Source organism: Actinoallomurus oryzae (genome assembly GCF_039541955.1).
Lineage (GTDB): Bacteria > Actinomycetota > Actinomycetes > Streptosporangiales > Streptosporangiaceae > Actinoallomurus > Actinoallomurus oryzae.
Window position 1 is genome coordinate 303,154 of sequence record NZ_BAABHF010000015.1, and the last position, 26,685, is coordinate 329,838.

General features: G+C 71.6%; 16 protein-coding genes and 1 pseudogene. 9 read left to right on the forward strand and 8 right to left on the reverse strand.

Annotated features, from left to right (window positions below; translation table 11 throughout):
- Positions 1-22: 22 nt before the first annotated feature.
- Entirely contained in the window at positions 23-4,174 is a 4,152-nt protein-coding gene (locus tag ABEA10_RS10400; protein ID WP_345460824.1) for a beta-galactosidase, read from the reverse strand.
- 545 nt (positions 4,175-4,719) lie between these two features.
- Positions 4,720-4,914, reverse strand: a pseudogene (locus ABEA10_RS10405) (SDR family NAD(P)-dependent oxidoreductase); the annotation flags it as partial.
- A gap of 122 nt (positions 4,915-5,036) precedes the next feature.
- On the opposite strand from ABEA10_RS10405, the gene ABEA10_RS10410 reads away from it, so the two are divergent.
- The 3 genes from ABEA10_RS10410 (at position 5,037) to ABEA10_RS10420 (ending at position 10,208) form a co-directional block, all read left to right on the forward strand.
- Positions 5,037-5,960 (forward strand): RNA polymerase sigma-70 factor, encoded by a 924-nt coding sequence (locus ABEA10_RS10410; protein ID WP_345460827.1) that lies wholly within the window; start codon positions 5,037-5,039, stop codon positions 5,958-5,960.
- A gap of 381 nt (positions 5,961-6,341) precedes the next feature.
- Complete coding sequence (locus ABEA10_RS10415; protein ID WP_345460830.1) at positions 6,342-7,727, forward strand: WS/DGAT/MGAT family O-acyltransferase; 1,386 nt, start codon at positions 6,342-6,344, stop codon at positions 7,725-7,727.
- Between the two features lie 6 nt (positions 7,728-7,733).
- On the forward strand, positions 7,734-10,208 hold the full coding sequence (locus ABEA10_RS10420; protein WP_345460833.1) for a glycoside hydrolase family 65 protein: 2,475 nt from the start codon (positions 7,734-7,736) through the stop codon (positions 10,206-10,208).
- A 78-nt stretch (positions 10,209-10,286) separates the two neighbouring features.
- Here ABEA10_RS10420 and ABEA10_RS10425 read toward each other — a convergent pair whose 3' ends face one another.
- The 5 genes from ABEA10_RS10425 to ABEA10_RS10445 all read right to left on the reverse strand — a co-directional run bounded on the left by ABEA10_RS10425 (position 10,287) and on the right by ABEA10_RS10445 (position 15,279).
- Positions 10,287-11,096 carry an energy-coupling factor ABC transporter ATP-binding protein gene (locus tag ABEA10_RS10425; protein WP_345460836.1) on the reverse strand — a complete coding sequence of 270 codons (810 nt, stop codon included), beginning with the start codon at positions 11,094-11,096 and terminating at the stop codon, positions 10,287-10,289.
- The gene (gene cbiQ / locus ABEA10_RS10430; protein ID WP_345460839.1) at positions 11,086-12,024 is read right to left on the reverse strand and encodes a cobalt ECF transporter T component CbiQ; all 939 of its coding nucleotides are present in this window, start codon (positions 12,022-12,024) and stop codon (positions 11,086-11,088) included. The genes ABEA10_RS10425 and cbiQ overlap by 11 nt, the downstream gene beginning before the upstream one ends.
- Complete coding sequence (gene cbiM, locus ABEA10_RS10435; RefSeq protein ID WP_345460842.1) at positions 12,021-13,097, reverse strand: cobalt transporter CbiM; 1,077 nt, start codon at positions 13,095-13,097, stop codon at positions 12,021-12,023. The genes cbiQ and cbiM overlap by 4 nt, the downstream gene beginning before the upstream one ends.
- 194 nt (positions 13,098-13,291) lie before the next feature.
- Positions 13,292-14,371, reverse strand: a complete 1,080-nt coding sequence (locus ABEA10_RS10440; RefSeq protein WP_345460845.1) for a mechanosensitive ion channel family protein — start codon at positions 14,369-14,371, stop codon at positions 13,292-13,294.
- A gap of 47 nt (positions 14,372-14,418) precedes the next feature.
- On the reverse strand, positions 14,419-15,279 hold the full coding sequence (locus ABEA10_RS10445; protein ID WP_345460848.1) for a helix-turn-helix transcriptional regulator: 861 nt from the start codon (positions 15,277-15,279) through the stop codon (positions 14,419-14,421).
- Positions 15,280-15,406: 127 nt separating this feature from the next.
- Between ABEA10_RS10445 and ABEA10_RS10450 the strand changes: the two genes are divergently transcribed.
- Together ABEA10_RS10450 and ABEA10_RS10455 are read left to right on the forward strand one after the other, a co-directional pair.
- On the forward strand, positions 15,407-16,402 hold the full coding sequence (locus ABEA10_RS10450; protein ID WP_345460851.1) for an aldo/keto reductase: 996 nt from the start codon (positions 15,407-15,409) through the stop codon (positions 16,400-16,402).
- 88 nt (positions 16,403-16,490) lie between these two features.
- Positions 16,491-17,783, forward strand: a complete 1,293-nt coding sequence (locus tag ABEA10_RS10455) for a M18 family aminopeptidase (RefSeq protein WP_345460854.1) — start codon at positions 16,491-16,493, stop codon at positions 17,781-17,783.
- A gap of 85 nt (positions 17,784-17,868) precedes the next feature.
- Here the strand turns inward: ABEA10_RS10455 and ABEA10_RS10460 are convergent, their stop codons facing one another.
- Complete coding sequence (locus tag ABEA10_RS10460; protein ID WP_345460857.1) at positions 17,869-19,371, reverse strand: exo-alpha-sialidase; 1,503 nt, start codon at positions 19,369-19,371, stop codon at positions 17,869-17,871.
- Between the two features lie 325 nt (positions 19,372-19,696).
- Between ABEA10_RS10460 and ABEA10_RS10465 the strand changes: the two genes are divergently transcribed.
- From ABEA10_RS10465 to ABEA10_RS10480, 4 genes are read left to right on the forward strand one after another with little or no spacing between them, the layout of a single operon-like run.
- A complete protein-coding gene (locus ABEA10_RS10465; protein ID WP_345460860.1) occupies positions 19,697-22,090 on the forward strand; it encodes a hypothetical protein in 2,394 nt (797 codons plus the stop codon).
- A 21-nt stretch (positions 22,091-22,111) separates the two neighbouring features.
- Positions 22,112-23,587: a glycoside hydrolase family 28 protein gene (locus ABEA10_RS10470; protein WP_345460863.1), complete on the forward strand. Its 1,476-nt coding sequence runs from the start codon at positions 22,112-22,114 to the stop codon at positions 23,585-23,587.
- 13 nt (positions 23,588-23,600) lie between these two features.
- Positions 23,601-24,959, forward strand: a complete 1,359-nt coding sequence (locus ABEA10_RS10475; RefSeq protein ID WP_345460866.1) for a DUF1593 domain-containing protein — start codon at positions 23,601-23,603, stop codon at positions 24,957-24,959.
- 36 nt (positions 24,960-24,995) lie between these two features.
- The gene (locus ABEA10_RS10480; protein WP_345460869.1) at positions 24,996-26,678 is read left to right on the forward strand and encodes a glycoside hydrolase family 43 protein; all 1,683 of its coding nucleotides are present in this window, start codon (positions 24,996-24,998) and stop codon (positions 26,676-26,678) included.
- Positions 26,679-26,685: the final 7 nt, after the last annotated feature.

Consider the following 26,685-nt stretch of genomic DNA (forward strand, 5'->3'; position numbering starts at 1 on the left):
GGTCCGGTCCACGTCGGGCGGGTCAGCCCGAGCAGGTGAGCACGGGGTCGGCCCAGTCGCCGTGGTCGTTGCCGTTGCCGTCCCCGGCGTCGCCGACGATCAGGTCGACCACCTGGCCGCCGGTGACCGGAACGTCGATCGAGACGGCCGGTGTGGAGCCGGTGACGGTGGGCGTGGTGATCAGCGTCTTGCCGTCGAGTACGACGCTGAACGTGACGCTTCCGCTGTCGCCCTTCTCGTCGTCCATGCCGACGGTCGCGGTGAACCTGCTGCACGTGCCGCCGAGGTAGACCGCGACGTCGCTGACCGCGTTGGTGCCGAGTCCCTTGGCGTACTCCGTGCCGTCGATGGTGATCCGGTGACCGTCGCCGGCGGGCTGCTCGCCGACGCTGGTGTCCCGCTCGACCGGGCCCCAGCCGTTGGTCGACCCGAGCCAGGACAGGTCGCTCACCTGGTCCTTGCCGGCCGGCGGGACCGGGGGTGTCCGGCCGACGATCCGCTCGTCGGTGAAGGTCCGCCGCCTGCCGTTCTGGGTCATGGTCGCGGTGGCCGTGATCGGGACCGGCCCGTCGACGGTCGCGGGCGGGGTGACGGTGAAGGTGAAGGTGGCCGACCGCCCACCGGTCAGCCTCGCGGCGGACGGAGGCGTCGGAGGGCCGGCCGTCCAGCCGTCGGGGAGCCTCAACGCCGGAGTCACGTTCTTGGCCGTGCCGCGGTTGACGCGCACCGTCTCCGTCGCGGTGAACGAAACCCCGGCGCGCACCGACCCGGGAACCCGCAGGTCGACGGAGGAGACGGGCGGCCTCGGCATCGCGTACTCGGCACCGTCGTACGACGGGCCGTCGTTCTGGGCGACCGTCAGCGGGGACGCGTAGCTGCCGTAGTTCGTCAGCGTCACCGTTCCCAGGCCGCCGGTGGAGCCGTCCAGGTTCCACACGGCGACCTTGATGTCGTTCCGGCCGTGCGGGTTCAGCACGCCGTTCGGGACCGGGAAGCCGTGCTGCGGCCCGAGGTAGTTCACGTACTCGCCCATGTCCCAGCCGTTGACGAAGATCTCCGCCCGGTACCGGCGGGACGGGTCGTCGCCGATGGTCAGGCCCAGCGAGGTGTCCTGGCCCCGCGGCAGCTTCAGCGTCACGCTGGTGGCGTACCAGGAGACGCCCGGCGTCTCGTCGGCGGCCGGCAGGCTCACCGGCTTCCAGCCGGCGGTCGGGTAGCCGGGCAGGTACCAGCCGGCGCGCTCCCCGTAGAGGCCGCCGACGTTCAACGGCCCGCGTACGGTGTCCGGCGGCGCCTCGCCGCCCCGGTCGCCCTGCAGCCGCCAGGTGATCGCGTTCAGCGGTGACCCGACCAGCCGGGCGCCGATCAGCCCGCGGGCCGCCTTGTTGCCGCTCGCCTCGTTGTAGTCCTCCTCGTGGCCCATGTTCACGGTCAGCACGGAGAGCACGTTGTCGGGGCCGTCGTGCACCGATCCGGCGGGGAAGGTGTACGTCCTGGTGCCGTCCGCGGTGGAACTGCCGAGGAAGACGCCGTTCAGCCAGACCGACGAGGCGGCCGCGCCGCCGCCGCTCTGCGTGGACAGCGTGATCGCGGTCTCGGCGCCCGTACCCGTGAAGCGACCGCGGTACCAGGTGCTCCCGGTGTGGAAGCCGTAGTCGTCGGCGAACAGCACCGGCAGCGTGCCGGGCGTGGTGATGCTGTTCGTCGTCATCTTGTCGGCCACCGTCCAGGTCGAGTCGTCGAACCCGGGCCGCGCCTCGGGCGACTCCTCGGTGTGCACCCAGTGGGTGAGCGCCGGCAGCCGGACCGGGGCGGCGGCCGGTACCCTGCCGACCAGGCTGCCGTCGCCGGACGCCCTGGTCGCCACGGCGGAGCCGTTCCAGGTGATCCTCGACGCGCCGCTCCACACCTCGATCGAGCCGTCGGTGCCGGCGTCACCGGTCAGGTCGACCGTCGAGCGGCCGGCCGTGGCGGTGCGTACCAGGTGCGTGCCGCGTACGAGGACCGGGCCGGAGGCGGTGTCCTGCCGCCAGAACGTCTTGGCCGCGGCCGTGTCCGCCAGCAGCAGGCGCAGCGGGTGGCCGCCGCCGGTGATCAGGACCCGGATCAGGCCCTGGTGCGTGTAGTTCAGCCGCAGGTCACCGGTGGCGGGATCCCACGTCTGGGTGACGGCCCCGCCGGAGGACGTGACGGTCGGCCTGGAGGAGTACCGCAGCACCGTCTCGCCCGCGGTACCCGCGTCGCCGTAGAGCACGGCGACGTCGTCGCGGCCGATCGTCGCGTTGGTCATCAGCTCGGACGTCGAGTACCGCAGCCGGTTGCCACCGAGGTCGTAGTTCGCCGTGATGATCTTCGACTCGCGGCCGTCCAGCGTGATGCCGGTGCCGGGCTGTTGCGGCACGACCGGGTACGTCGCGGGCCCGGGCACGGACAGGTCGATGGCGTCGATCGAGACGTAGTCGTCGGTCGAGCCGGAGCCGTGCCGGCCGTCCACCACGATCTTGAGAGTGTGCGGGCCGTCGGTCAGGCCGCTCTTTTGGAACAGGACCGCCTGGTTCGCGGCGCCGGAGTCGTCGACCGTGGTCTGCAGGACGCCGTCCAGATAGACGTCGGCGTACCCGTGATTGTCGGTCCGCGACCCGATCCAGCGGACGGCCGTGCCGGTGAACGGCACGGTCAGCGAGTCGCCGGCCGCCTTGGAGAACGACTCCGTGTGCTTGTAGTCGCCGCCGGTGTAGCTCTGGTCGGCAACGTGCGACCAGGACCCGGAGTACTTCAGGGCCGCGTCGTTGTCGTCGTAGGTGTAGGCGGGCGGCCCGGCGTCCAGGTCGATCGCGATGTGCGTGGTGTCCTTCGACGTCGACGTGGAGTCGGAGTGCCGCAGCACGTGGAACTGCGTGCCGGTGTCGGGGTTCTTGCGCGCGGTGTCGACGATCCGCGCGTTGTCCGGCCTGGCCACCGGGATCGCGTCGGTCTTGGTCAGCGGCGCCGCCGCCTGGGTGAAGTACCCGATGAGCTTGTCCTCGTCGTACTTGGGGTCGAGCTCGCGGGTCTCGCGGATCGCCGCGCCGTAGTCATAGGACGTGTAGTTCTCCGGCATGCCGAGCCGGCACCAGTTGGTGCCGCCGTAGGTCATGTAGAAGCTCTGCGACGTCGCGCCGACCGCGATGTTCTGCTTGTAGAACACGTCGGCGAACCGGTCGTTGATGAGTTGCGCGCACTTGTCGTAACCAGGACCGCCCCACGGGTCGAACGCGCCGCCCTGGAACTCCGCCGTCTCCAGCGGCTTGCCGGCGGCCTTTCCGCCGCTGATGTCCGGCACGCCGTTCCAGTGGGACGGGTTGCCGCAGTCGAAGCCCTGCGGGTAGGAGTCCATGCCGTCCACGTCGAGTGCGGCGGTGCCCGTGCTGAACGTGCCGTTGTTGTTGCCGACCAGCGGCACCGTGATGCCGTCGGCGCGGGCCTTGTCCTCCAGGTGCTTCATGTACGAACGCCCGGCGGCGTCGCCGTGGTAGTACTCGTTCTCGACCTGGTACTCGATCACCGGGCCGGTGCCCTCGGTGAGCTGGTGCCTGGCCAGGATCTTGTCGATCCGGGTCTGCCACTCGTCGGAGTATCTGAGGTAGTCGGGGTCGTCGCTCCGTGTCCTGCCGGCCTTGGTGGACAGCCAGCCGGGGAAGCCGCCGCCGTCGACCTCCGCGTTGATGTACGGGCCGGGCCGGGCGATGACGTAGAGGCCGGTCTCCGCGGCCATGTCCAGCAGCGTGTCGACGTTCCGTACCCCGGTGAAGTCGTAGACGCCCGGCGCCGGCGAGTGGTAACCCCAGTCGAAATAGAGCGAGACGGCGTTGAAACCGGCCGCCTTCATCTTCTGGAACACGTCCCGCCACAGGCTCTGGCTGGGCAGGCGGAAGTAGTGGAACTCGCCGGACCAGAGGTACGTGCGCTTCCCGTCGATCATGAACGAGTAGCCGTCGTACGTCACGGAGTGCGCGCCGGCCGATCCGGAAGAGCCGGACGAGCCGGCGCGCGGCGCCGCGTTCGCCGTCGTGCCGAGCCCGGCCACCAGCATGATCGCGGCACCGAGCACGCCGAGGCGCCGAAGGGCCGACCGTCCGCGCCGGCCGGAGCGCCGGTGCGATGCGCGGGAGTGCGACACGGGGGAGTGCGACACCGGGCGCTCCTCTCAAGAGCCGTTAACCCAGCAATCAAACAGATCCGCACATAAAACATGTTGATTGTCGATTGGATCGGTTTGATTGCTTCGCCACAATTACCGCATATCGCACCTGCGGACAACCGCCCGCCGACCCGGCCCTGTGACGGGCCGATCGTGCCGAAATGGCCGCTGGCCTCGGCGAACCCGCGTCGTACCGCCGAGGCGGCGCGACCGCATCCGGCCGGGACGGGCCTGACGGGGCGGCGCAACGGCCGTTCCTGTGCGTTCGTGTTCGTCCGATCGCACCCTCCTACCAGGGCACGGGGCCGTTCTCGTTGAAGAACCCGGCGGTCGGTCCGTCCGTGCCCAGCGTGGCCAGGCGCACCACGATCGCGGCGCCCTGGGCGGGAGTCAGGAACCCGCTGTAGTTGTTGATCTCCGTGTCGACGTAGCCGGGATCGGCGGCGGAAGACGTTGGTCTCGAACACCGCCCGGACCATGTCCAGGTCGACGGAGCTGGGGATCTGGTCGCGGGCGTCTTCGGGCGAGACCTGCCCGGAGCCGGTGATGCCGGCGTTGTTGATCAGCACGTCGAGGCGGCCGAAGCGCTCCTCGATCCCGTTCGCGGCCTCGTGGACGGTGACCGGGTCGGTGACGTCCAGGGTGACCGCGTGCACGTCGCCGCCCGCCGCACGCAGCGCCGCGGCGGCGTCCTCGCCACGCTGCGGGTCTCTGGCCCCGACCAGGACCGTCATGCCCAGGGCGGCGAGTCGCTCAACCGCGTCTCAGGCCGATCTCACAGCCGGCCGGGCTGTCTCGTCTCAAGGGTGGAGAGGGTTCTGGAATCGGGGGACCGGGAAGTGGAGGAGGAGCCGGCGTGACCCGGGCTGAGAATTTCGAAGAGCTGCGGCCGCTGCTGTTCTCGATCGCCTACCGGCTGCTCGGCAGCGTGAGCGAGGCCGAGGACGCCGTGCAGGAGACCTGGCTTCGCTACGCGGCCTGCCCGGCCGAGCCCAGGTCGGCCAAGGCGTTCCTGTCGGCCGTGGTGACCCGGATCTCGATCGACGTGCTGCGGTCGGCCCGCGTCCGGCGGGAGGAGTACGTGGGGCCGTGGTTCCCCGAGCCGCTGCTGGCCGATCCCTACCAGGACCCTGAGCGGTCGGCGGAGCTGGCCGACTCGGTCTCCATGGCGGCCCTGTTGTTGCTGGAGCGGCTCAGCCCGCTCGAGCGGGCGGTCTTCGTGCTGCGGGAGGTGTTCGGCTTCGCCTTCCGGGAGATCGCGTCGGCGGTCGAACGCTCGGAGGCGGCGTGCCGCCAGCTCGCGATGCAGGCCCGCCGCCACATGAACGAGGGCCGGCCCCGGTTCGAGGCCGACCGCCGAGAGCGCGACGAACTCGCCAGGCGATTCTTCGACGCCTTCCGGGAAGGCGACGTCGACGGGCTGCGGGAACTGCTGGCCGCCGACGTCCACCTGATCGGTGACGGCGGCGGCAAGGCCCCGCAGTGGAAGCCCGTCATCTTCGGCGCGGAGACCGTGTCCCGGGTGCTCGCCGCCCTCTGCCCGCCGTTCGCCCGGATCGGCGGTGTCGTGGCGCCGCACGAGGTGAACGGCCAGCCGGGCGCGATCTTCCGCGACCGGGACGGCAGGGTCGTCAGCACCTTGGTGCTGGACATCCTCGACGGGCAGGTCCAGACGATCCGTACGGTGATCAACCCCGACAAGCTCGGCCACCTGGGCCCCGTGGCGGACGCCTGGGCGGTCCTCCGCCAGGCGACCCGGGCCCGCCGCTCCGCCGGCTGACCGCGAGAGCGAGCGCCCGAGAGCGAGCCCGCGCCGTTCGATGAGGTGTACGGCACGGTCCGGGCGAAGCGGGCCGCACGCAGCGAAGTAGCAGGCCCGCTTCACCGGGAGGCAACACTACTCTCCCGTAAGAGTAGGTTCGCCGGTGATCGGCCTTGGCCGCCGGAGGCTCGATTCACCGCGTTCCGGCGGGGGAGGGCGGCGCCGGACTTCGGCGGGCCGTGGGGCTTGGACAACGATGTCCGAATCCGGGGCGTGTCATGAAGGCGCGGGTGGCACGCCTTCAGGGTGGAACTCTCGCCGGTGGTCGTCGGCGCCGACGGTGCGGATCCGTCGCGCGTCGCGCCGCGGTGCGCGCGCGAGGCCGGATAGATGCAGCGGATGAGCGGCATCGACGCCGGGATGTTCTTCGCCGAAAACGACACGAGGCCGTTGCAGATCGCCTCGGTGAGCATCTTCGACCCTCCGGCGCCCACGTACGGCGAGTTCGTCCGGGCGGTGGTCGCCAGGCTGATGGAGCTGCCGCGATTCCGCCAGCGGGTGCGCCGGGTGCCGCTGGACCTCGGCCGTCCGGTCTGGGTCGACGACCCGCACTTCCAGCTTCTCTACCACGTGCGCCACACCGCGGTCCCGGCGCCCGGGGGAGCCGAGGAGCTGCGCAACCTCGCCGGGCGGGTCCTCGGGCAGCGGCTGGACCTGAGTCGCCCGCTGTGGGAGATGTGGCTGGTCGAGGGGCTGGAGGAGCGCCGGTGGGCGATCATCAGCAAGGTCCACCACTGCATGGTCGACGGCGTCGGCGGCAGTGACCTGATGACCAGCCTGTTCGACCTGAGCCCCGGGACCGCGCCCGTACGGGACGAGCACACCGTGATCCCGCTGCCCGAGGCCGAGCCGGAGCCCTCGCGTCCGTCGCTCGTGCTCGCGGGCGTGACCGGCACGACGATGGAGCAGATCCGGCAGGTGGCCCGCCTGCCGGAGGTGACGCGCCACAGCGCCGCGACGGCGCGGTTCGTCCGCGGCCTGCCGGCGTACGCCCGGCGGCTGCGGGCGGGGCGCGGCGCCTCCTCCCTCAACGGCCCGACCAGCCCCCACCGCCGCTGGTCCTGGACCGAGGCGGACCTCGGCGAGGCGCGCCGCGTCAGCGAGGCCCTCGACGGCACCGTCAACGACGTGGTGCTGGCGGCGGCCGCCCGCGGTTTCCGTGACCTGCTCGCCGAACGGGACGAGCTGGGCCCGGACACCGTCGTACGGACCATGGTGCCGGTCTCGGTCCGCCTGCCCGACGAAGAGGGAACCCTGACGAACCGCGTGTCGGCCGTGCTCGTGAGCCTGCCGTGCGGGCAGCCGGACCCGGTGCGCCGCCTCGAGCTGATCCGCGAGCAGACCACGGCCCTCAAGGCCAGTCACCAGGCGGTCGGCCCCACCGTCTTCACGCGCGTGCTCGGCCTGGCGCCCAACGTCCTGGCGGTCGCGGCCCGCACCGCACTGCGCATGCGGCAGCCGTTCGTCCAGACCATCACCACCAACGTGCCCGGCCCGCCCGTCCCCCTGTACGCGATGGGACGGCGGCTGGTGGCGATCTACCCGTACGTGCCGCTGGCCGCCGGCATACGCGTGTCGACCGGGGTCGTCTCCTACCTCGACACGCTCTTCTTCGGCATCACCGGCGACTTCGACGCCATGCCCGACATCGAGCTGCTGAGCCGCGGCATCCGCCGCGGGTTCGACGAACTCGCCGAGGCGGCCGCGCCGGCCGGCGTGGTGTGACCCTTCGTGCCGACCGGCCGGGCCGACCCGGGTCCTTGGGGCGACCGTGCCGGGACCGAAGCCGCCTGGCGTCTCGTCTACGGGGAGTTCGCGCCGGCCGAAGAGCGACTGCGCGAGGCGCTGTGCACGCTGGGGAACGGCTACTTCGCCACCCGGGGAGCGGCGCCCGAGGCCCGCGCCGGGAGGGTGCACTATCCCGGCACCTACATCGCGGGCTGTTATGACCGTCTGCCCTCGCGGGTCTCCGGGCGCACGGTGGTCAACGAGGACCTGGTCAACGCCCCGAACTGGCTGCCGCTGACGTTCCGCGTGCAGGACGGCCCCTGGTTCGCGCCCGGACGTTTCCCCCTGCTGGACTACCGCCAGGAGCTGGACCTGCGCCGTGGGCTGCTGTGCCGGTGGCTGCGCTACCGCGATGACGCGGGGCGGGTGACCGCCGTCGACCAGCAGCGGCTCGTGTCGATGGACGACCCGCACGTCGCGGCCCTGCGGACCACGATCCGCGCCGAGAACTGGTCGGGATCGCTGGAGGTCCGTTCCGGCCTGGACGCGCGGGTGCGCAACCGCGGCGTCGCGCGCTATCGCGGGCTGGCGAACCGGCATCTGGTCACCGAGGCGGCCGGCGCGGACGGCGAGCTCCTCTGGTTGACCGCCGACACGGTCACCTCGGCGGTTCGCATCGCGCTGGCGTGCCGCAACGCCGTCGACGCGCGCGAGGTCACACGCCGCGAGACACGCGATGAGCCCGGCTGGATCGCGCGGCATCTGACCGTGGCGATGAGCCCGGGCGAGACCGTGACGGTCGAGAAGGTCGTCGGCCTGCACACCTCGCTCGACTCCTCGGCGGTGCCGCCCGCCGCCGCGGCCCGGCGCTCCGCGGAGCGCGCGCCCTGCTTCGCCGAGCTGCGTACCCGGCACGGCCGGGCGTGGGAGCGCCTGTGGCGTCGTGGGCGCCTCGACGTCGGCGGCGGTCCGGCGCAGCGGACGATCAACCTGCACCTGTTCCACGTGCTGCAGACGGTGTCACCGCACACGGCCGGTGTGGACGCCGGCGTGCCCGCTCGCGGCCTGCACGGGGAGGCCTACCGCGGGCACGTCTTCTGGGACGAGCTGTTCGTGCTTCCGTTTCTCTGCCTGCGGTTTCCCGAGGTGGTCCGGGCCCTGCTGCGGTACCGCGTGCGGCGGCTGCCCGCGGCCCGGCGCGCGGCCCGGGAGGCCGGTCACACCGGCGCGATGTATCCCTGGCAGAGCGGCAGCGACGGGCGTGAGGAGACCCAGGTCCTTCATCTCAACCCTCGCTCCGGCCGCTGGCTGCCGGACAACTCGCGGCTGCAGCGGCACGTCGGCCTGGCGATCGCCTACAACATCTGGCAGTACCACCAGACGTCCGGCGACCTGGAGTTCCTCTGCGAGCAGGGCGCGGAGACGCTGTTGGAGATCGCCCGGTTCTGGGCGAGCGTCGCGACCTATGACCGGTCGAGCGGCCGGTACGACATCCGCGGCGTGATGGGACCGGATGAGTACCACGACGCCTACCCGGACGCCGACCGCCCCGGCCTGGACAACAACGCCTACACCAATGTGATGGCGGCATGGACCCTGTGGCGGGCGCTGGACGTGCTCGACCTGCTCCCGTCCGTGCGGCGAGCCGGGCTCCGGGAGCGGCTGGCCCTGACGGACGACGAGCTGGCCCGGTTCGAGGACGTCGGCCGGCGGCTGCGAGTGGTGTTTCACCGGGACGGGATCATCAGCCAGTTCGAGGGCTACGAGCGGCTGACCGAACTCGACTGGGAGGGCTACCGGCGCAGGTACGGCGACATCCGGCGTCTCGACCGCATCCTCGAGGCCGAGGGCGACACCGCGAACCGCTACAAGGTCTCCAAACAGGCCGACGTGCTGATGCTGTTCTACCTCCTGACCGCCGACGAGCTGCGGGCGCTGTTCGGCCGGCTCGGCTACCGCCTCGACCACGAGACGATCCCCAGGACGGTGCGGTACTACCTCGCCCGCACCTCGCACGGCTCCACGCTGAGCGCCGTCGTGCACGCCTGGGTGCTCGCCCGCTCCGACCGCCTCGCCTCCTGGCGGTTCTTCCTGGAGGCCCTGGACAGCGACCTGCACGACGTCCAGGGCGGTACGACCGCTGAGGGCATCCACCTGGGCGCCATGGCGGGAACGCTCGACCTCGCCCAACGCTGCTACACGGGCCTCGAACCGCGCGACGGCGTCCTCCGCGTCGCCCCGACGCTGCCGCCGGGTCTGCCCGGGCTGGCGATGGAGCTGGAGTACCGGGGCCACGCGGGTCTGCGCCTGTTCGCCGACGACACGGGCGTCAGCCTCCGCCTGCCGCTCTCCACGCGGCCGCCGATCCGGGTCGCGCTGGACGACGGGCCCGTCACCGATCTGGCGGCGGGGCGGTCGCTCCGGCTCGAACCCGGCCGCAGGGACGAACGAGGACGAGCGGGCCGCGGCGATCGATGAGCACTCCGGGTCCTTCGACGCGTTCGCCGAGCAGCGGTCGACCGCGGCGTCCCCGGTGCAGGGCTCACGCCTTCCCGGTCAGCCGGGCAGGGGCGAGCGGGCGTGGATGAGGTTGACGGACAGCAGGAGGTCGCGGTCGGCGAGGACCTCGGCCGGGGTGCCCTCGGCGATGACGCGGTGTTCTTCGGAGAAGACGACGCAGCGGTCGGCGATGCGGGGGAGCACGTCGAGGTCGTGCGTGGCGTGGACGATGGTCTTGCCGGCGGCGCCGAGCTGTTCGATGAGGTCGGTGAGCCAGTACTGCGAGCGCGGGTCGAGGGCGGCGGTGGGCTCGTCGAACAGCAGCACCTCGGGGTTGGTGGCCAGCACGCCGGCGATGGCGACGCGTTTCTTCTGCCCGCCGGACAGCTGGAAGGGCGCCCGGTCGGCGAGGTCGGCGATGCCCAGCATCGTCAGGGTCTCGGTGACCCGGGTCTCGGCCTGTTCGGGGGTGTGGCCGAGCTGGAGGGGGCCGAAGGCGACCTCCTCGCGGACGGTGGGGGAGAACACCTGGGCGTCGGAGTTCTGGAAGACGAACCCGACGCGGGAGCGGAACGCCTGGGAGAACTGCTCGTCCTCGAGGGTGTCCTCGGTGACGGTGTGACCGAAGGCGGTGAACTCCCCGGAGGCGGGGAAGATCAGGCCGTCGAGGAGCTTGAGCAGCGTGGACTTGCCGCAGCCGTTCGCGCCGAGCAGCGCGACCCGCTCCCCGGCCCGTACGGTCAGCGAGACGCGGTCCAGGGCCGGGAACCGGTCGAGGTAGGAGTAGGACACCTCGTGGCAGGCGAGCTGGACCTCGCGTTCGGTGGACGGGTCCGGCGCGGTGCCGGTGGTGGTTTCAGTGGCCAAGGAAGTGGTCTCCGGTCAGGATGGCCGCGGCGAGTGCGAGGCAGCACACCGCGGCCAGGACGTCGAAGCGGGTGAGGGCGAAGCGTTCGAGGGTCTTGGCGTCGCCGCGGTAGCCGCGGGCGGTCATCGCCTGGTGCACCTCTTCGGACAGCTGGTGGGCCTTGCCGAACAGCGCTCCGCCGGTCGCGCCCACGAACGCACGGGCGCCCCGGTCGTGGCGAGTGGCACCGATCGTACGGGACTTGCGCGCCTCGTACATGTCGGTGACCGCGCCCAGCAGCAGGAAGATGTACCGGTAGGCCATCCCGATGATCAGGATGAAGATGCGCGGGACGCCGACGGCGCGCAGCGCGGCCAGCAGCCGTACCCAGGGCGTGGTGAGGGTGAGCAGCACCACCAGGGAGATGGAGACCGCGACGCGGCTGACGACCAGCCCGGCCGAGGTCAGGCCCTGGCTGGTGAAGCCCTCGGGGTGGCCGTGCCAGTGCCACAGGGTCAGTACGACGTGCCCGTGGGTGACGAACGACAGGGTGGCGGGCAGGACGACGATGCCGGTGAAGATCGGCACGAAGAGCCACACGCGCTTGACGAAGAACCCGATCGGCAGCCGGGACGCCGCCGCGAGGCCGAGCGTGACGGCGTACACGGCCAGCAGTGTCGGGATGTTGCGCGCCAGCCCGGCGGCGACCAGCAGCACGATGACCGAGACGAACTTCACCCGCGGGTCCAGCCGTTGCAGCAGGCCGCCCTGGGCCGCGACGTCGTCGCTGAACATGACCTGGCGCAGCAGCCCGGCCCCGCCGTTCAGGGTCTTCTCGACGTAGCCGCCCTTCTTGCGCTTGCCGACGCACCCGCAGGGGCACATCGCCGGCTCGCCCTGGAGCAGCCATTCGGGGACGCGCAGGGACTCCTCGGCAGCCTGCGTCATGACTGCTGCGCCGGCTCTTGGCGGGAGGCGCGCCGACCGGTGAACCGGCGGACGGCGGCGCCGATGAGGAAGATCACCGCGCCGATCACCGCGATGCCGACGACGGCCGAGATGATGTAGCCGACGGTGGGGTGGGAGTCGGAGCTGAAGTCGTACCCGTTGAAGATCGCGTGGTGCCAGAACCCGTTGTACTTGTTCAGCCCGCTGGGCACCGCGTTCAGGTGGTACTTGTGCAGGTCGAGGTCTTCGGGCGCGTCCTCGCCGAAGGCTCCGCCGGGGGCGAGGAGGCCGAGCGGGGTGAGCAGCGCCATGACCGCCACGGCGCCGAGCGCGACGGTGATGGGGCGGACGCGGCGCGGCCTGCGGTCGGCGGCCTCGCCGGGCACCCGGACGTTGGGGTGGTTGACGCGCAGCAGGCCGATGTTGGCGCGTTGCAGGTACGCCACGACGCCGGCGGTCAGGATGGCCTCGGCGGCTCCGGCGACGGTCAGGTGGGCGAGCGCCATCGCGGGGATGGTCTGGGACAGGTGGTACGGCGCGTACAGCGGGGCGCCGGCGGAGTTGTGGAACAGCGTCGGCTGGAGTCCGAACTCGATCGCCGCGGCGAGTGCGGCGAGGTTGATGCCGACGTAGCCGCCGATGGCCGCGGCGATCGGCCGGCGGGGGCTGGTCAGCTCCGAGCCGCCGGACAGCAGCCGGTAGATGAGAAGGCCCGCGAACGGCGCGATGATCGCCATGTTCACGCAGTTGAACCCGTACGCCAGAACTCCGCCGTCACCGAACAACAGGGCCTGGAAGGCCAGTGCCACACTGACCGCCAGCACCGCCGCCCACGGCCCCAGGAGTATCGCGATGATCGTCGCGCCGACCGCGTGGGCGGTCGTGCCGTCCGGGATCGGCACGTTGAACATCATCGCCAGGAAGCTGACCGCCGACAGCACCGCCAGCGTGGGCACATGCCGGTTCTTCACCACACGCTGCACCCTGCGGACCGCGATCGTCCACACCGGGACGGCCGCGACGAAGCCCACCGCACACGTTTGGGGGCTGAGGTATCCGTCGGGGATGTGCATGGCGTTGCTCCCTGCCAGTTGTGTCGCGCGATGATCGCAGTTGCGACCCATTGGCAATAAGGTAGATCACCGTGGCCGACGGGACCAGACCCGGGTGCGCCGATCGCACGTGCCCTGCGACACGACGCCGTCGATGCCGACTCCCGCCCTCACGCGGACGGGAGTCGGACAAGCCGGGAAGCCGCCGGTCGCGGTCAGATCCCGGTGGAGCCGTCGGCCATGACGATGGTGCGTTTCGGGTTCGGGATCTCGATGCCCTCGATCCGGTAGCGCCGGTGCAGCCGCTTGATGAACTCGTGCACGATCACGTACTGGTCGGTGAACTCACGGGTCCGCAGCGTCACCGAGAAGTCGATGCGGCTCTCGCCGAACGTGTGGAAGCGGACCGACGGCTCGTGGTCGCCGACGCCGCCGTCCACTTCGGCCATGACCTCCTGGGCGACGTCGATCGTGACCTTCTCCACCTGGTCGAGGTCGCTCCCGTACCCGACACCCGCCTGGACCGTGACGGACAGATCCTGCTCCGGCCGGTGGTAGTTCGTCAGGATCGCGTCGGCGAACTTGGAGTTCGGCACGATCACGAGGTTCCCGGCGAGCTGGCGGATGGTGGTGTTCCGCCAGTTGATGTCGACGATGTAGCCGTCCTGACCGCTGTCGAGCCGTACGTAGTCACCCGGCTGCACCTTCCGGGAGGCCAGGATGTGCACGCCGGCGAAGAGGTTGGCCAGCGTGTCCTGGAGGGCCAGCGCCACGGCGAGCCCGCCGACGCCCAACGCCGTCAGCAGCGGGGTCACGGACACGCCCAGGCTCTGCAGGAGAACCAGGACGCCGATCCCCACCACCATCACCCGGACGATGTTCACGAAGATCGTCGCCGACTGCGCGACACCGGCCCGGGACCGGACGACGGAGGAGACGGCACCGGCGGCGAACCGGGCGACCGCCACCGAGACGGTCACGATGAGAACGGCCAGCAGCAGGTGGTCCGCGACGTTCCGTGAGTCCGGCCGCAGCTTCAGGACCAGCACCGCCACCCACAGGCCGAGGGCCGAGCTGGAGACGAGCGCCAGGTCGCGCATCAGGGTGAACAGCAGGTCGTCCCATGCCCAGCGGGTGCGTCCGGCGCGGCGGGTCAGCCAGCCGAGCGCGGCCCGGAGCCCGAACCCCAGGGCGACCGCCGCCACCGCGATCCCCGCCGCCACGGCGACCCGCCCCCAGTCCGGCAGACCGCCCGTAGCCGCATTCCACGTCATCGATCGGGTCAAACTGATCATTTACCTCATGATCCCAGAAAACGGGAGCGGCCGGCGGTCCGAGGTCTTCACCGTGCGGGCGTGTCCGTGGCCCCCGTGGGGAACTCCTCGATGCCGAGCACCCGCAGCAGCTCCAGCCGCTCGCGGGTCTCGGCGTCCGCCGGGGTGAGCACCAGCAACTGCTGACGCTGGTCGGGAGCGACCAGCGTCTCGCAATCCATCAGCAGGGGGCCCACCCGCGGGTGCAGCAGTGTCTTGCGGGCGGCGCGCCGGACCGCCACCTCGTGCTCGGCCCAGAGCTGGCGGAAGTCCGCGCTCGCGGCCTGCAAACGGTCGACGAGTCCGTCGACCGTCGGGTCACCGGACCGGCGGCCGGCGGCCGCACGCAGGTCGGCGACGAGCTGACGGGAGTGATGCTCCCGGTCCTCGGGCGGGCTGACCGCCCGGGCGGCGGGCTCGGTGAACCAGCGGTACACGACATAGCGGCGGTCGCCGGTGAAACCGGTGTGGTCGCCCGTCAGCAGGACGGCCGCCCGGTTCTGGGCGAGGACCTCGCTCAGATCGGACGACACCAGGGCCGGCGTGTCGCCGAGCAGGTCCAGCATGCGGATCAGGCCGGCGCGGGCCACGCGGGCCACTCCGTCGGCGGGCGGGGGCCGGTGGCCGGCCAGGTGGAACAGGTGGTCGCGCTCGTCGTCGGAGAGTCGCAACGCCCGTGCCAGCGCGCCGAGCAGCTGGGTCGAGGGCTGACTGCTGCGGCCCTGCTCCAGGCGTACGACATAGTCCACCGACATGCCCGCGAGCATCGCCACCTCTTCGCGGCGCAGGCCGGTCGTACGGCGGCGCGGGCCGTCGGCGAGGCCCACCTCGGCCGGGCGGATCGCCTCGCGGCGGCGGCGCAGGAAGTCGGCGAGCTGGTCACGTTGCATGACCCCCATGGTCCCTCGCTTCGGGCGACCCATCCAGGGAGCGGCTCTCCCACGATGAACGCTCCGCTCCCGCCCGCGGCGATCCTGGCGCAGAGTCGGGAGCGGCATCGACAAGAGGGAGAACGTGATGCAGACACGAAACCTGGGCCCCACCGGACCGGCCGTCTCCGCGCTGGGCCTGGGAGCGATGGGCATGTCGGGCGCCTACGGCGCGGCCGACCGCGGGGAGAGCATCGCCACCGTGCACGCCGCGCTGGAGCGCGGCGTCACACTCATCGACACCGCCGACTTCTACGCCATGGGCCACAACGAGTTGCTCCTCGCCGAGGCGCTGCGCGGCCGCGATCGGGACGACTACGTGCTGAGCGTGAAGTTCGGCATGCTGCGGGGGCCGGGCTCCGCGTTCGGCGGGCACGACGGCCGTCCCGAGGCGGTGCGGAACTTCCTGGCGTACTCGCTGACCCGGCTGGGCACCGACCACATCGACATCTACCGTCCTGCGCGGCTGGACCCGGCGGTGCCGATCGAGGAGACGGTGGGCGCGATCAAGGAGATGATCGATGCCGGGTACGTGCGGTACCTCGGGCTCTCGGAGGTCGACGCGGCGACGATCCGCCGGGCGCACGCCGTGCACCCGGTCTCCGACCTGCAGATCGAGTACTCGCTGATCTCCCGTGCGGTGGAGGCGGACGTCCTGCCCACGCTGCGAGAGCTCGGCATCGGCCTGACCGCGTACGGCGTCCTCGGCCGCGGCCTCATCTCCGGGCACTGGACCGCGGGCCACACCGCCGGCCCCGGCGACGGCCGTGGCGCCGGCCCGCGGTTCTCGAGCGGGAACGTGGAACACAACCTCGCGCTCGTGGAGGCGCTGCGCCGGGTCGCCGAGGCGAAGGGGTGCACCGTCGCGCAGCTGGCCATCGCCTGGGTGGCCGCACAGGGCGAGGACATCGTGCCGCTGGTCGGCGCTCGTACCCGCGAGCGGCTGGCCGAGGCGCTGCCCGCGATCGAGCTGAACCTCACGGCGGACGACCTCGCCGAGATCGAGAAGGCGGTGCCGCCGGGCGCGGCGCGCGGCGACCGATACCCGTCCGCGTTCATGTCCGGCCTCGGCGTGGGGAACTGAGCGCGGCCTCCCGGTGGGACCCGCGCCGGCCCGGGTCTCACCGGGAGGCCGTGGGCGAAGAGTTCCTGCGGCTCCCTAGCCTTGCCCTATGAGTGCGCAGCTTCACTTCGACCGGGAACACACCGACGACCTGGCGGCCTTCGTCGCGGCCGGCCCGTCGCCGTACCACGTGGTCGCGAACGTCGCCGAACGCCTGGAGCGGGCCGGATTCACGCGGCTCGGGGAGACCGACGCCTGGGACGGTGAGCCCGGCGGACGCTACGTCGTACGCGGCGGGGCGATCATCGCCTGGTACGTCCCGGAGGGCGCGCCACCGGAGACACCGTTCCGGATCGTCGGGGCGCACACCGACTCGCCGAACCTGCGTGTCAAGCCGCGGCCGGACTCGGGTGCGTACGGCTGGCGGCAGGTCGCCGTCGAGATCTACGGCGGGCCGCTGCTCAACAGCTGGCTCGACCGCGATCTCGGCCTGTCCGGCCGGCTCGTGCTGCGGGACGGCGGTACGCGCCTGCTCGCCGTCGACCGGCCGCTGCTGCGAGTGCCACAGCTCGCGATCCACCTCGACCGGAACGTGGGCGACAAGGGGCTCGTGCTCGACCGGCAGCGGCACATGCAGCCGGTGTGGGGCCTCGGTGCGGTCGACGAGGGCGGGCTGATCCGGTTCGCCGCCGAGGAGGCGGGCGTCGAGGCGTCCGACGTCGTCGGCTGGGACCTCATGACCCACGACGTCCAGCCTCCCGCGTACCTGGGACGCGACCGGGAGTTCCTCGCCGCGGCACGGCTGGACGACCAGCTGTCCGTGCACGCCGCGACCGCCGCGCTCGCCGCGGTCGCCGGTTCCTCCGGTCTCACCCACGTGCCGGTGCTGGCCGCCTTCGACCACGAGGAGAACGGCAGCGAGTCCGACACCGGTGCGGGCGGGCCGCTCCTCGGCCGAGTGCTGGAGCGGTCGGTCTTCGTGCGCGGCGGCTCGCACGAGGACCGGGCCCGGGCCTTCGCGGGAAGCGTCTGCGTGTCCGCCGACACCGGCCACGCCGTGCACCCGAACTACGCGGAGCGGCACGACCCGACACACCGGCCGATGCCGAGCGGCGGCCCGATCCTCAAGGTCAACGTCAACCAGCGGTACGCCACGGACGGCGTCGGGCGCGGGCTCTTCGCCGCGGCGTGCGACCGCGCGGGCGTGCCGCTGCAGGAGTTCGTCTCCAACAACGCGATGCCGTGCGGCACGACGATCGGGCCGATCACCGCGGCCCGGTACGGCATCACCACGGTGGACGTGGGCGTGCCGATCCTGTCCATGCACTCGGCCCGGGAGCTGTGCGGCGCGGACGACCCGTTCCTGCTGGCGAACGCGCTGAAGGCGTTCCTGGAGGGCTGAGGCGGGCCGGGCGGCCCGAGGTGCGGGCGGGCCGGGCGGGCGGTCTGAGGCCGAGCCGCCCGGCCCCGCGGAGGCCGTCGAGGGATCAGCCGCCGCTCGCGATCGTGATGTCCTGCTGGAGCAGCTTGGCGTACGCCGGCGTGATGCCCTTGCCGGACTGCTCGCCGACCCGCCGGCGCAGGGCGGCGAGCTCGTCCGCGACCGCCTGGACGCTCGCGCCGCCTCCGACCTCCTTCATGATCTTGTTGGCCTGGCCGGCCAGCTGGACCGCGAGCCTGCCGTCCGAGATCGCGCGGCTCCGCGCGCCCTCGAGGATGATGCCGGGGAGGTCGTCCGTGGTCACGGGAAGCGACGACAGCGGCACCTTGGTGATGGCGACGTCCTCCTTGTTGACCGAGTAGACGACCCACAGGTCGGTGTCGGTCGCGATCGCGGACGGGTACTCGAACCCGGGGTTCTTGTGGCCGCCGGTGTAGCGGAGCGGCGGGGCGGCGTAGCGGATCACGCCCACCCGGTCGAAGTGCACGCCGTCGCTCGCGAGGGAGATCGACATCGGATCGCGCTGCGTGGGGGGCTGTTCGTTGCCGACGACGTACGCCTGGCCGTCCGGGAGCTGGCCGGCGAAGGACTTGCTGCGCGCGTCGGGCATGCTGGTGCGGATGGCCGGGTCCCAGGTCCTGCCGCGGTCGCGGCTCGCCTGCGCGTACAGCTTGCCGGTGTTGTTGCCGCGCCAGAGCCGTACGTACGTGCCGTCGGCCTGCACATAGGCGTGTGTCACGTGGCCGAGGGTCTGGCCGTCGGCGGCGGGATAGTCCTCGGTCCAGCCGCTCTTGTAGTCCCACGGCGGGGTGTTGCGCGAATCGGCGAGGTACGCGGTGATCTGCCGCGCGATCGCGCCGTACCTCGGGTCGGAGGCGTTCGGGTAGCTCGGGAAGCCGGGCTTGGGCTCGGGGGAGGTCGGCTCCAGCCAGAAGATCGGCCCGAGGGTGCCGTCCGGCGCGACCCGCCGCGCGACGCGGCCCCACCCCTTCTGCGTTCGGTCGTCACCCTTCTGGACCCAGTCCCAGACCTCGGCGACCGCGTAGACGTCAGCGCCGATCGTCGCGTATCCGTCGGCGGTCAGGACGCGGCCGGGGACGCGGCCGTCGGAGCCCGGCTCGTCGGGCGGGGTCTTGTCCTGGGGCGGGAAGTAGACCTTCCATCCGGCCCAGCCGCCGCCGCCGTCGGTCGAGACGGTGCCGAGCACCCGCTGACCGGGGTTGTCCTCGTTGACCACGCCGTTGGACCACGAGGCGAAGAGAGTGCCGCCCTGATGGGTCACCATCGGATGGTGGCTGTAGGTCCCCGTGGAGGGGGCGGCGTGATACAGCTCGGTCGTCGACAGGCCGCCGAGCACGGGGTATCCGCGGGTGGGGCTGTCGGTCTGGGGGTACGGGGCGGTCCAGTCGACGAGCGGGCGGGCGGCCGTCGGGACCGCCGCCACGACCTGCGGTGGCGCGCCGCCGGGTGCGGTCGTCGCCGCGAGCACCGGTAGCGGCACGGCGATGATGGCCGCCGTGATCCACGCGGTCTTGCGTACCAGTTTCATGCGAGTTCCCTTCCGCTGACGCGACGGCGGGCGCACCCGCCCGCCCACGGGTCACGTCCGTGTGCGGCCCGGTTGGGAAAACCTTTTCCCACGCCGTGGCCGCCGACAACATCTGTGCGGTGAGTTGTCGGTGTTATGTCCGATCTCGGCCGAGACCTTGACCGGCGTCGGCCACAGTGCGAGCCTCTGCACCGGAGGAAAACCTTTTCCCACGCGCCGACCGTCAGGGCGTGCGGGCCGTGCCGCGCTTCCCGATCACCACCTTGCCCAGGTCAACTCCGATTTCTGCCAGCCACGTGAGCCCAGCGATTCTGAGGAGACTCTCGTGTTCGATCGCCGACAGTTCCTGTCAGCCGCGGGTGGCGCGACGGTGGCCGCGGGCGCACCGCTGCCTCCCCGCCAGGCTCAGGCCGCCCCCCGGGGGTCCGGCGGCACCGGCGCGCCCATCGACCGTCATGCCCTGGTGTCGCGGCACAACGTGGTGCGCACGTCGGCGAGCCAGGAGTGGCCGCTCCAGGTGGGCAACGGGTCGTTCGCCTTCAACGCCGACATCACCGGGCTGCAGACGTTCACGCCGTTCAACACGCTGGCGAACTGGGCGTGGTACAGCGGTCCGCTGCCCCCGGGACAGAAACCGTCGGACTTCCAGGGCGAGGTCTGGGACACCCACGGCCGGCCGGTACGGTACTGGATCCCCAATGACACCCAGACCGCGCTGTCGGACTGGATGCGGATGTATCCGCAGCTCATCAGCCTCGCGCGCCCCGGGCTGCGGATGGTCACCCGCGACGGCTGGGACGCCGTGATCGGGGATCTCACCGACTGCCACCAGGAGCTGGACCTGTGGACCGGCACGCTCGACAGCCGCTTCCAGGTCGACGGCGAACCGGTACGGGTGCGCACCTGCTGCCACCCCGACGTCGACGCCGTCGCGGTGACCGTCGAGTCGCCGCTCGTCGACGCGGGCCGGCTGTCGGTCTTCGTGGACTTCCCCTTCGTCGACACGATCGACAAGAGAGCGGTCTACGTGGGCGACTGGGACCACCCCGACGCGCACGAGACCGGCCTGGTCCGCCGCGCGGGGCGGCGGGCCGACATCACCCACACCCTCAGCGGCCTCCACGACATGACCTACCACGCGGGGTTGCGCTGGTCGGCCGGTGCCGAGCTGAACGCCCCGGCCGGAGGGCCGCTCACCATCACCTCCGCGCGCTACGGCGCGGGCGGCGCCTGGGTGGACGTGGCCGACCGGCTGCGCGCCAAGGTCGCCGACGATTCCCTGTTCGCCACCGTCGACGCCGATCTCGTCGGCACCGAGACGAGCGCCGGTGACATCCTTGAGGTCGTCTACCGCCTCGGCGGCGACGTGCGCCGCGAGCGCGTCGCCACCGGCGCCGAGCTGCGTATCGGCCGGCTCGCGGACAAGCACCGCTACACGCTCACCGGCGGCGAGCACGGCCGCGTCGAGTTCGTCCTGCTGTTCTCGCCCGACGCCGCGCGGTCGGTCCCGCAGCCGGACGCGGTGTTCGCGGCCGGCGCCCGCCACTGGCCGCGGTACTGGAAGTCCGGCGGCGCGGTCGACCTGTCCGGCAGCACCGACTCCCGCTGGTTCGAACTCGAACGCCGCATCGTGCTCTCGCAGTACCTCGAAGCCGTGAACGACGCCGGGTCGTTCCCGACGCAGGAGAGCGGCCTCGTGCTGCGCACCTGGTGGGGCAAGGCCCAGATGGAGATGTACTGGTGGCACGCGGCGCACTGGGCGCTGTGGAACCGCTGGGACCTCCTCGACCGGTCCGTCGGCATCTATCGGCGGCTGCTGCCCTCGTCGCGGCGCCGGGCCGCGGCGCAGGGCTACAAGGGCGCCAAGTGGCCGAAGATGATCGGTCCCGACCTCCGCCAGTCGCCCGGCGAGACCAACGTGCTGCTCATCTGGCAGCAGCCGCACCCGATGTTCTTCGCCGAGCTCGACTACCGCGCCCACCCCACCCGGGAGACGCTGGAGAAGTGGCGCGAGGTGCTCTTCGCCACCGCCGACTTCCTCGCGTCGTACGCCTTCTGGGACGAACCCACGAAGCGCTACGTCCTCGGCCCCCCACTGCAGGTGATGTCGGAGAACGCCGACGCCAAGACCGCCATGAACCCGACGTTCGAGCTGTCGTACTGGCGGATGGGCCTGCGCATCGCCCAGACCTGGCGCGAGCGCCTCGGCCTGTCGCGCGACCCCGGCTGGGACAAGGTGCTGCACGGCCTCGCCGAGCTGCCCGTGGAGGACGGCGTGTACGTCCTCTACGAGGGCGTGCCCGACATGTGGACGAAGTACAACTTCGACCATCCCGGGCCGGCGGTCGTGTACGGCTGGCTGCCCGGCGACGGAGTCGACAAGGACACCTTCCTCCGCACCGCCCACAAGGTCTTCGTCGAATGGCAGGTCGACCGGTGGAGCTGGGACTTCCCGATGATCGCGATGACCGCCGCCCGCATCGGCGAACCGGAGCAGGCGCTGCACTGGCTGCTCTATCCGGGCGGCGCCAACAACATCGACGACGCGGGGTACGGCGACACGCACGGCTACCCCTACCTCCCGGACAACGGCGGCCTGCTCTACGCGATCGCGTTCATGTGCGCAGGCTGGGACGGTGCGCCCGACCGGCACGCCCCCGGGTTCCCCGACGACGGCACCTGGACCGTCCGCTGGGAGAACCTCAGCCCCGCACTGTAGGCGCATTCACGGAGGCCGACATTGACATGGTCACGACGTAACTTCCTCACCACGGGCGCCGCGGCGACCGCCGGCGGCGCGGTGCTCGGCGGGATCGCCCCCGGCGCCGCGTCGGCCCGGGCGGCGACGGACGCCGGCGCGCGGCCGGGATCCGGCGGGGCGACCGGGTGGCGGCGCGCCGCCGAGATCACCCGGCGCGTCCGGCCACCCCGGTTCCCCGCCCGCCGGTTCGCCCTCACCGACTTCGGCGCGGTCGGCGACGGCACGACCGACTGCACGGAGGCGTTCCGCCGGGCGATCGCCGCCTGCCATGACGCCGGCGGCGGCCACGTCGACGTCCCGGCGGGAACGTTCCTGACCGGCGCGATCCACCTGCGCAGCGGCGTCGACCTGCACGTCGGCGAGGGCGCGACGGTCCTGTTCAGCACCGACCCGGCGGCGTACCTGCCGGCCGTCTACACCCGCTTCTCCTCCATCGAGTGCTACAACTACTCGCCCTTCATCTACGCGTACGGCCAGGAGAACATCGCGGTCACGGGCTCGGGGACGCTCGACGGGCAGGGCGGCACGGAGCACTGGTGGCCGTGGGTGGGCAACAGCGACTTCGGCTGGAAGCCGGGCGACCCCGAGGAGAGCGCCGACTGGGCGGCGCTGCAGGACATGGCCGACCGGGGCGTCCCGGTGAAACAGCGGGTGTTCGGCGCCGGGCACTACCTGCGGCCGAACTTCCTGCAGTTCTACCGCTGCCGCTCCGTGCTGGTCGAGGGCGTCACGGTCGTCCGGTCGCCGATGTGGCAGATCCACCCGGTGCTCTCGACGAACGTCACCGTGCGCGACGTCCACGTCGACAGCAGGGGGCCCAACAACGACGGCTGCGACCCGGAGTCCTGCTCGGGGGTGGTGATCCGGCGTTGCGTGTTCGACGCGGGCGACGACTCCATCGCGATCAAGGCAGGCCGCGGCGCCGACGGGCGGCGGGTCAACGTGCCCTGTGAGGACGTCCTCATCGAGGACTGCGACATGCGGATCCGGTACGGCGCGGTGGCGATCGGCAGCGACACGACCGGCGGCATCCGCAACGTGTTCGTGCGCCGCTGCACCATGGGCAGCCCCAACCTGTACTTCGGGCTGTACATCAAGACCAACTCGGTGCGCGGCGGCTTCGTGGAGAACGTCTACCTGCGCGACATCCACATCAGCTCGCTGCTGAAGGAGACCATCTCGATCGACCTGTACCACGGCGACGGGGACACCGGCTCCTACCCGCCGCTCGTACGGAACGTCGAGATCCGCGACCTCATGTGCGACACGAGCCGCGCCCCCTTGTTCATCCGGGGCTACCCGGACGACCCGCTGCACGACATCCGTCTCGTGAACTGCACGTTCACGAACGTCTCGCGCGACAGCACCATTTCCGACATCGACGGCCTGACCTTCGACCGGGTGACCGTCGCCGGTGAGCCGGTGACCACGCCGCCGGTCATCGGAAGCACGTGAGGAAGGCCCCCGCATGATCGAAAGACGAGATTTCCTGCGCTACACGGCGCTGGCGACGGGAACGGCGCTGGGCACGGCCGCGATGGCGAACTCGCCGGCGGCGGCCCTGGGCTCCTCCGGCGCCGGCAAGGCCCCGCACTCGCGTCCGCGCATCATCTGGAACACCGACATCGGCGGCAGCGATCCGGACGACTGGCAGTCCCTGGTCCATCTCCTGGTGTACGCGGACCGCTTCGACATCGAAGGGCTCGTGCACTCGCCGCCCGGAACGAACAGCGCCCAGCCGATCCTCGACGTCATCGACGTCTACGAGCGCGACCATCCGTACCTGCGGACGTACTCCCCCCACTACCCGAAACCCGACCGGCTGCGTGCGATCACCAAGCAGGGCGCGGACGGGTACGGCTGGCAGCGGCCCGCGGGGTTCGACCACCCGACCGAAGGCTCGAAATGGATCGTCGAGTGCGCTCGTCGCCGTGACCCGCGCCCGCTGTACCTCCTGATGGCAGGGGGGATCGACGACCTCGCGCAGGCGCTGCACGACGCTCCCGACATCCTGCCGAAGATCCGCGTCTACTGGATCGGCGGGCCGAACAAGATGTGGAGCGTCGAGGCCTACGACTACATCGAGACCCACCATCCGAAGCTCTGGATGATCGAGTCGAACTCGACGTACCGCGGCTGGTTCACCGGCGGCGACCAGACCGGCGAGTGGGGGAACACCGCGTTCGTGACGACACACGTCGCCGGCGAGGGGGCGCTCGGCGACTTCTTCGCGGGCGAGCGCGGCGGCGAGCTGAAGATGGGCGACTCCCCGGCCGTCGGCTGGTTCCTGCACGGCGCCCAGAACCCGGCGAAGCCCAGCTGGGGCGGACGATACGTGCGCCTCTGGGACGGCCGTAAGACCGTCTACGACCGCATCACCACCGCGGCGGACACGGTCGAGGTCTACGGCGTCGCCGAGATCGCACTGCCGGTCCCCGACGGCTTCACCTCCGCCAACACCGCGCAGATGCTGACCGACGGCCGGGTTCCGTCGCTCGCCGTGAACGACGGCAAGGTCCTGCGTTTCCGTTTCGCCCCCAAGACGCCGCAGGTCTGGTCGTACGCGATCCAGAGCGACTTCGCCGGGCTGGACGGCCTGTCCGGCCAGTTCACCGCCGTGCCGCCGCCGATCGAGCGGGCGAACCGGCCGTCCGCCACCCATCCGAACTGGTGGTGCGACGACCAGGATCCCGCGGCCGCCGAGGGGATCTATCCCGGCGCCAAGAGCGTGAACCAGTGGCGTGTGGACTACCTGCGCGACTTCGCCGACCGGATGCTCCGCTGCGCCGCACCGGCCCGGCCGCCCGGAAGGCGATCCGGCGCATGACGGAGCAGACCCGGATGACCAGAGGAAGGGACACGCATGGGTGAGCAGAGTCGCAGGCGGGTCATGCAGACCGGCCTGGGGGCGGTGGCCGGTTCGGTGGTCCTCGGCCGTCTCGGCGGCACGGCCGACGCGACCGTACGGAGCCCGGCCACTCCCGCGGGTCATGGGCGGCCCGACCTGCCGTGGGTCGCCGACCTCGGTGACGGCCGGTACCAGAACCCGGTGCTGAACGCCGACTGGTCCGACCCGGACGCCGTACGCGTGGGGCCGTACTTCTACCTCACCGCCTCGACGTTCAACCGGATCCCGGGGCTGCCGATCCTGCGGTCGCGGGACCTGGTGAACTGGACGATCATCGGGCACGCGCTGACCGAGCTGGAGCCCCGCGACCACTTCAGCGTGCCGCAGCACGGGAACGGCGTGTGGGCGCCGGCGATCCGCTATCACGCCGGGAAGTTCTGGATCGTCTACCCGGATCCGGACTACGGCATCTTCGTCACCACCGCCGTCGACCCGGCGGGCCCGTGGACCACGCCGTACGCGCTGAAGGAGGGCAAGGGCCTGATCGACCCGTGCCCGCTGTGGGACTCGGACGGCAGCGCGTACCTGATCCACGCCTGGGCCAAGAGCCGTTCGGGGATCAACAACCGGCTGACGCTGCACCGGATGAGCCCGGACGGCCGAGAGCTGCTGGACGACGGCCAGGTCGTGGTCAACGGCGACGAGATCCCGGGCTACACCACGCTGGAGGGCCCCAAGCTGTACAAGCGCGACGGCTGGTACTGGATCTTCGCGCCGGCGGGCGGGGTGAAGCCCGGATGGCAGTCGGCGTTCCGGTCGCGCGACATCTTCGGCCCGTACGAGAACCGCATCGTGCTGGCCCAGGGCGACACCCCGATCAACGGACCGCACCAGGGAGCCTGGGTCACCACCCAACAGGGCGAGGACTGGTTCCTGCACTTCCAGGACCGCGGGGTCTACGGCCGGGTGGTCCACCTGCAGCCGATGCGGTGGCGGGACGACGGCTGGCCGGTGATGGGCGATGACGACGGCAGCGGGCGTGGCACGCCGGTGCTGGTCCACCGCAAGCCGGCGGTCGGCCGGCCGTCGAAGATCTGTGCCCCCGCGAGCGGCGACGAGTTCACCGGCCACCGGCTCGGCGAGCAGTGGTTCTGGCAGGCGAACGCCGATCCGTCCTGGTGCTCGGTGCGCGGCGGCCGGCTCCGCCTGGTCTGCCCGCCCAGTGCCGACACCGCGGACCTGCGGCTGCTGCCGAACGTGCTGGGTCAGCGTTTCCCGGCCGAGTCGTTCGTCGTGACCACGTCGCTCTCCCTCCGCGCGACGCGAGAGGACGTACGGGCCGGGCTGGTGGTGCTCGGGGACGCCTACGCGTGGATCGGACTGCGGCGCAGCGGCTCGCGGCTCGTCCTCACGCACCGGACCGCGGCCGAGGACGAGAGCGAGGTGGACGCCGCCGCCCCCATCACGCTGGCCCGGGGCCGCACCTCGGTACGGCTCCGGGTCGAGGTCGGGCCGGGTGGCGTGTGCCGGTTCGCCGCCGACCCGGACGGGCGCGGCCTGCGACCGGTCGGAGGATCGTTCACCGCGACTCCGAGCACCTGGGTCGGAGCCACGCTCGGCCTGTTCGGCACCGCCCCGTCCGGCCCGGACCAGGGCGGCACCGCCGAGGTCGACTGGTTCCGCGTCGGCCCGGCGTGAGGTTTCC

Coding starts and splice junctions, on each gene's coding strand:
- ABEA10_RS10445 (WP_345460848.1), bottom strand. CDS start 15,279: ATGCAACGTGACCAGCTCGCCGACTTCCTGCGCCGCCGCCGCGAGGCG.
- ABEA10_RS10455 (WP_345460854.1), top strand. CDS start 16,491: ATGAGTGCGCAGCTTCACTTCGACCGGGAACACACCGACGACCTGGCG.
- cbiQ (WP_345460839.1), bottom strand. CDS start 12,024: ATGACGCAGGCTGCCGAGGAGTCCCTGCGCGTCCCCGAATGGCTGCTC.
- ABEA10_RS10450 (WP_345460851.1), top strand. CDS start 15,407: ATGCAGACACGAAACCTGGGCCCCACCGGACCGGCCGTCTCCGCGCTG.
- ABEA10_RS10460 (WP_345460857.1), bottom strand. CDS start 19,371: ATGAAACTGGTACGCAAGACCGCGTGGATCACGGCGGCCATCATCGCC.
- cbiM (WP_345460842.1), bottom strand. CDS start 13,097: ATGCACATCCCCGACGGATACCTCAGCCCCCAAACGTGTGCGGTGGGC.
- ABEA10_RS10475 (WP_345460866.1), top strand. CDS start 23,601: ATGATCGAAAGACGAGATTTCCTGCGCTACACGGCGCTGGCGACGGGA.
- ABEA10_RS10480 (WP_345460869.1), top strand. CDS start 24,996: ATGGGTGAGCAGAGTCGCAGGCGGGTCATGCAGACCGGCCTGGGGGCG.
- ABEA10_RS10415 (WP_345460830.1), top strand. CDS start 6,342: ATGAGCGGCATCGACGCCGGGATGTTCTTCGCCGAAAACGACACGAGG.
- ABEA10_RS10440 (WP_345460845.1), bottom strand. CDS start 14,371: ATGATCAGTTTGACCCGATCGATGACGTGGAATGCGGCTACGGGCGGT.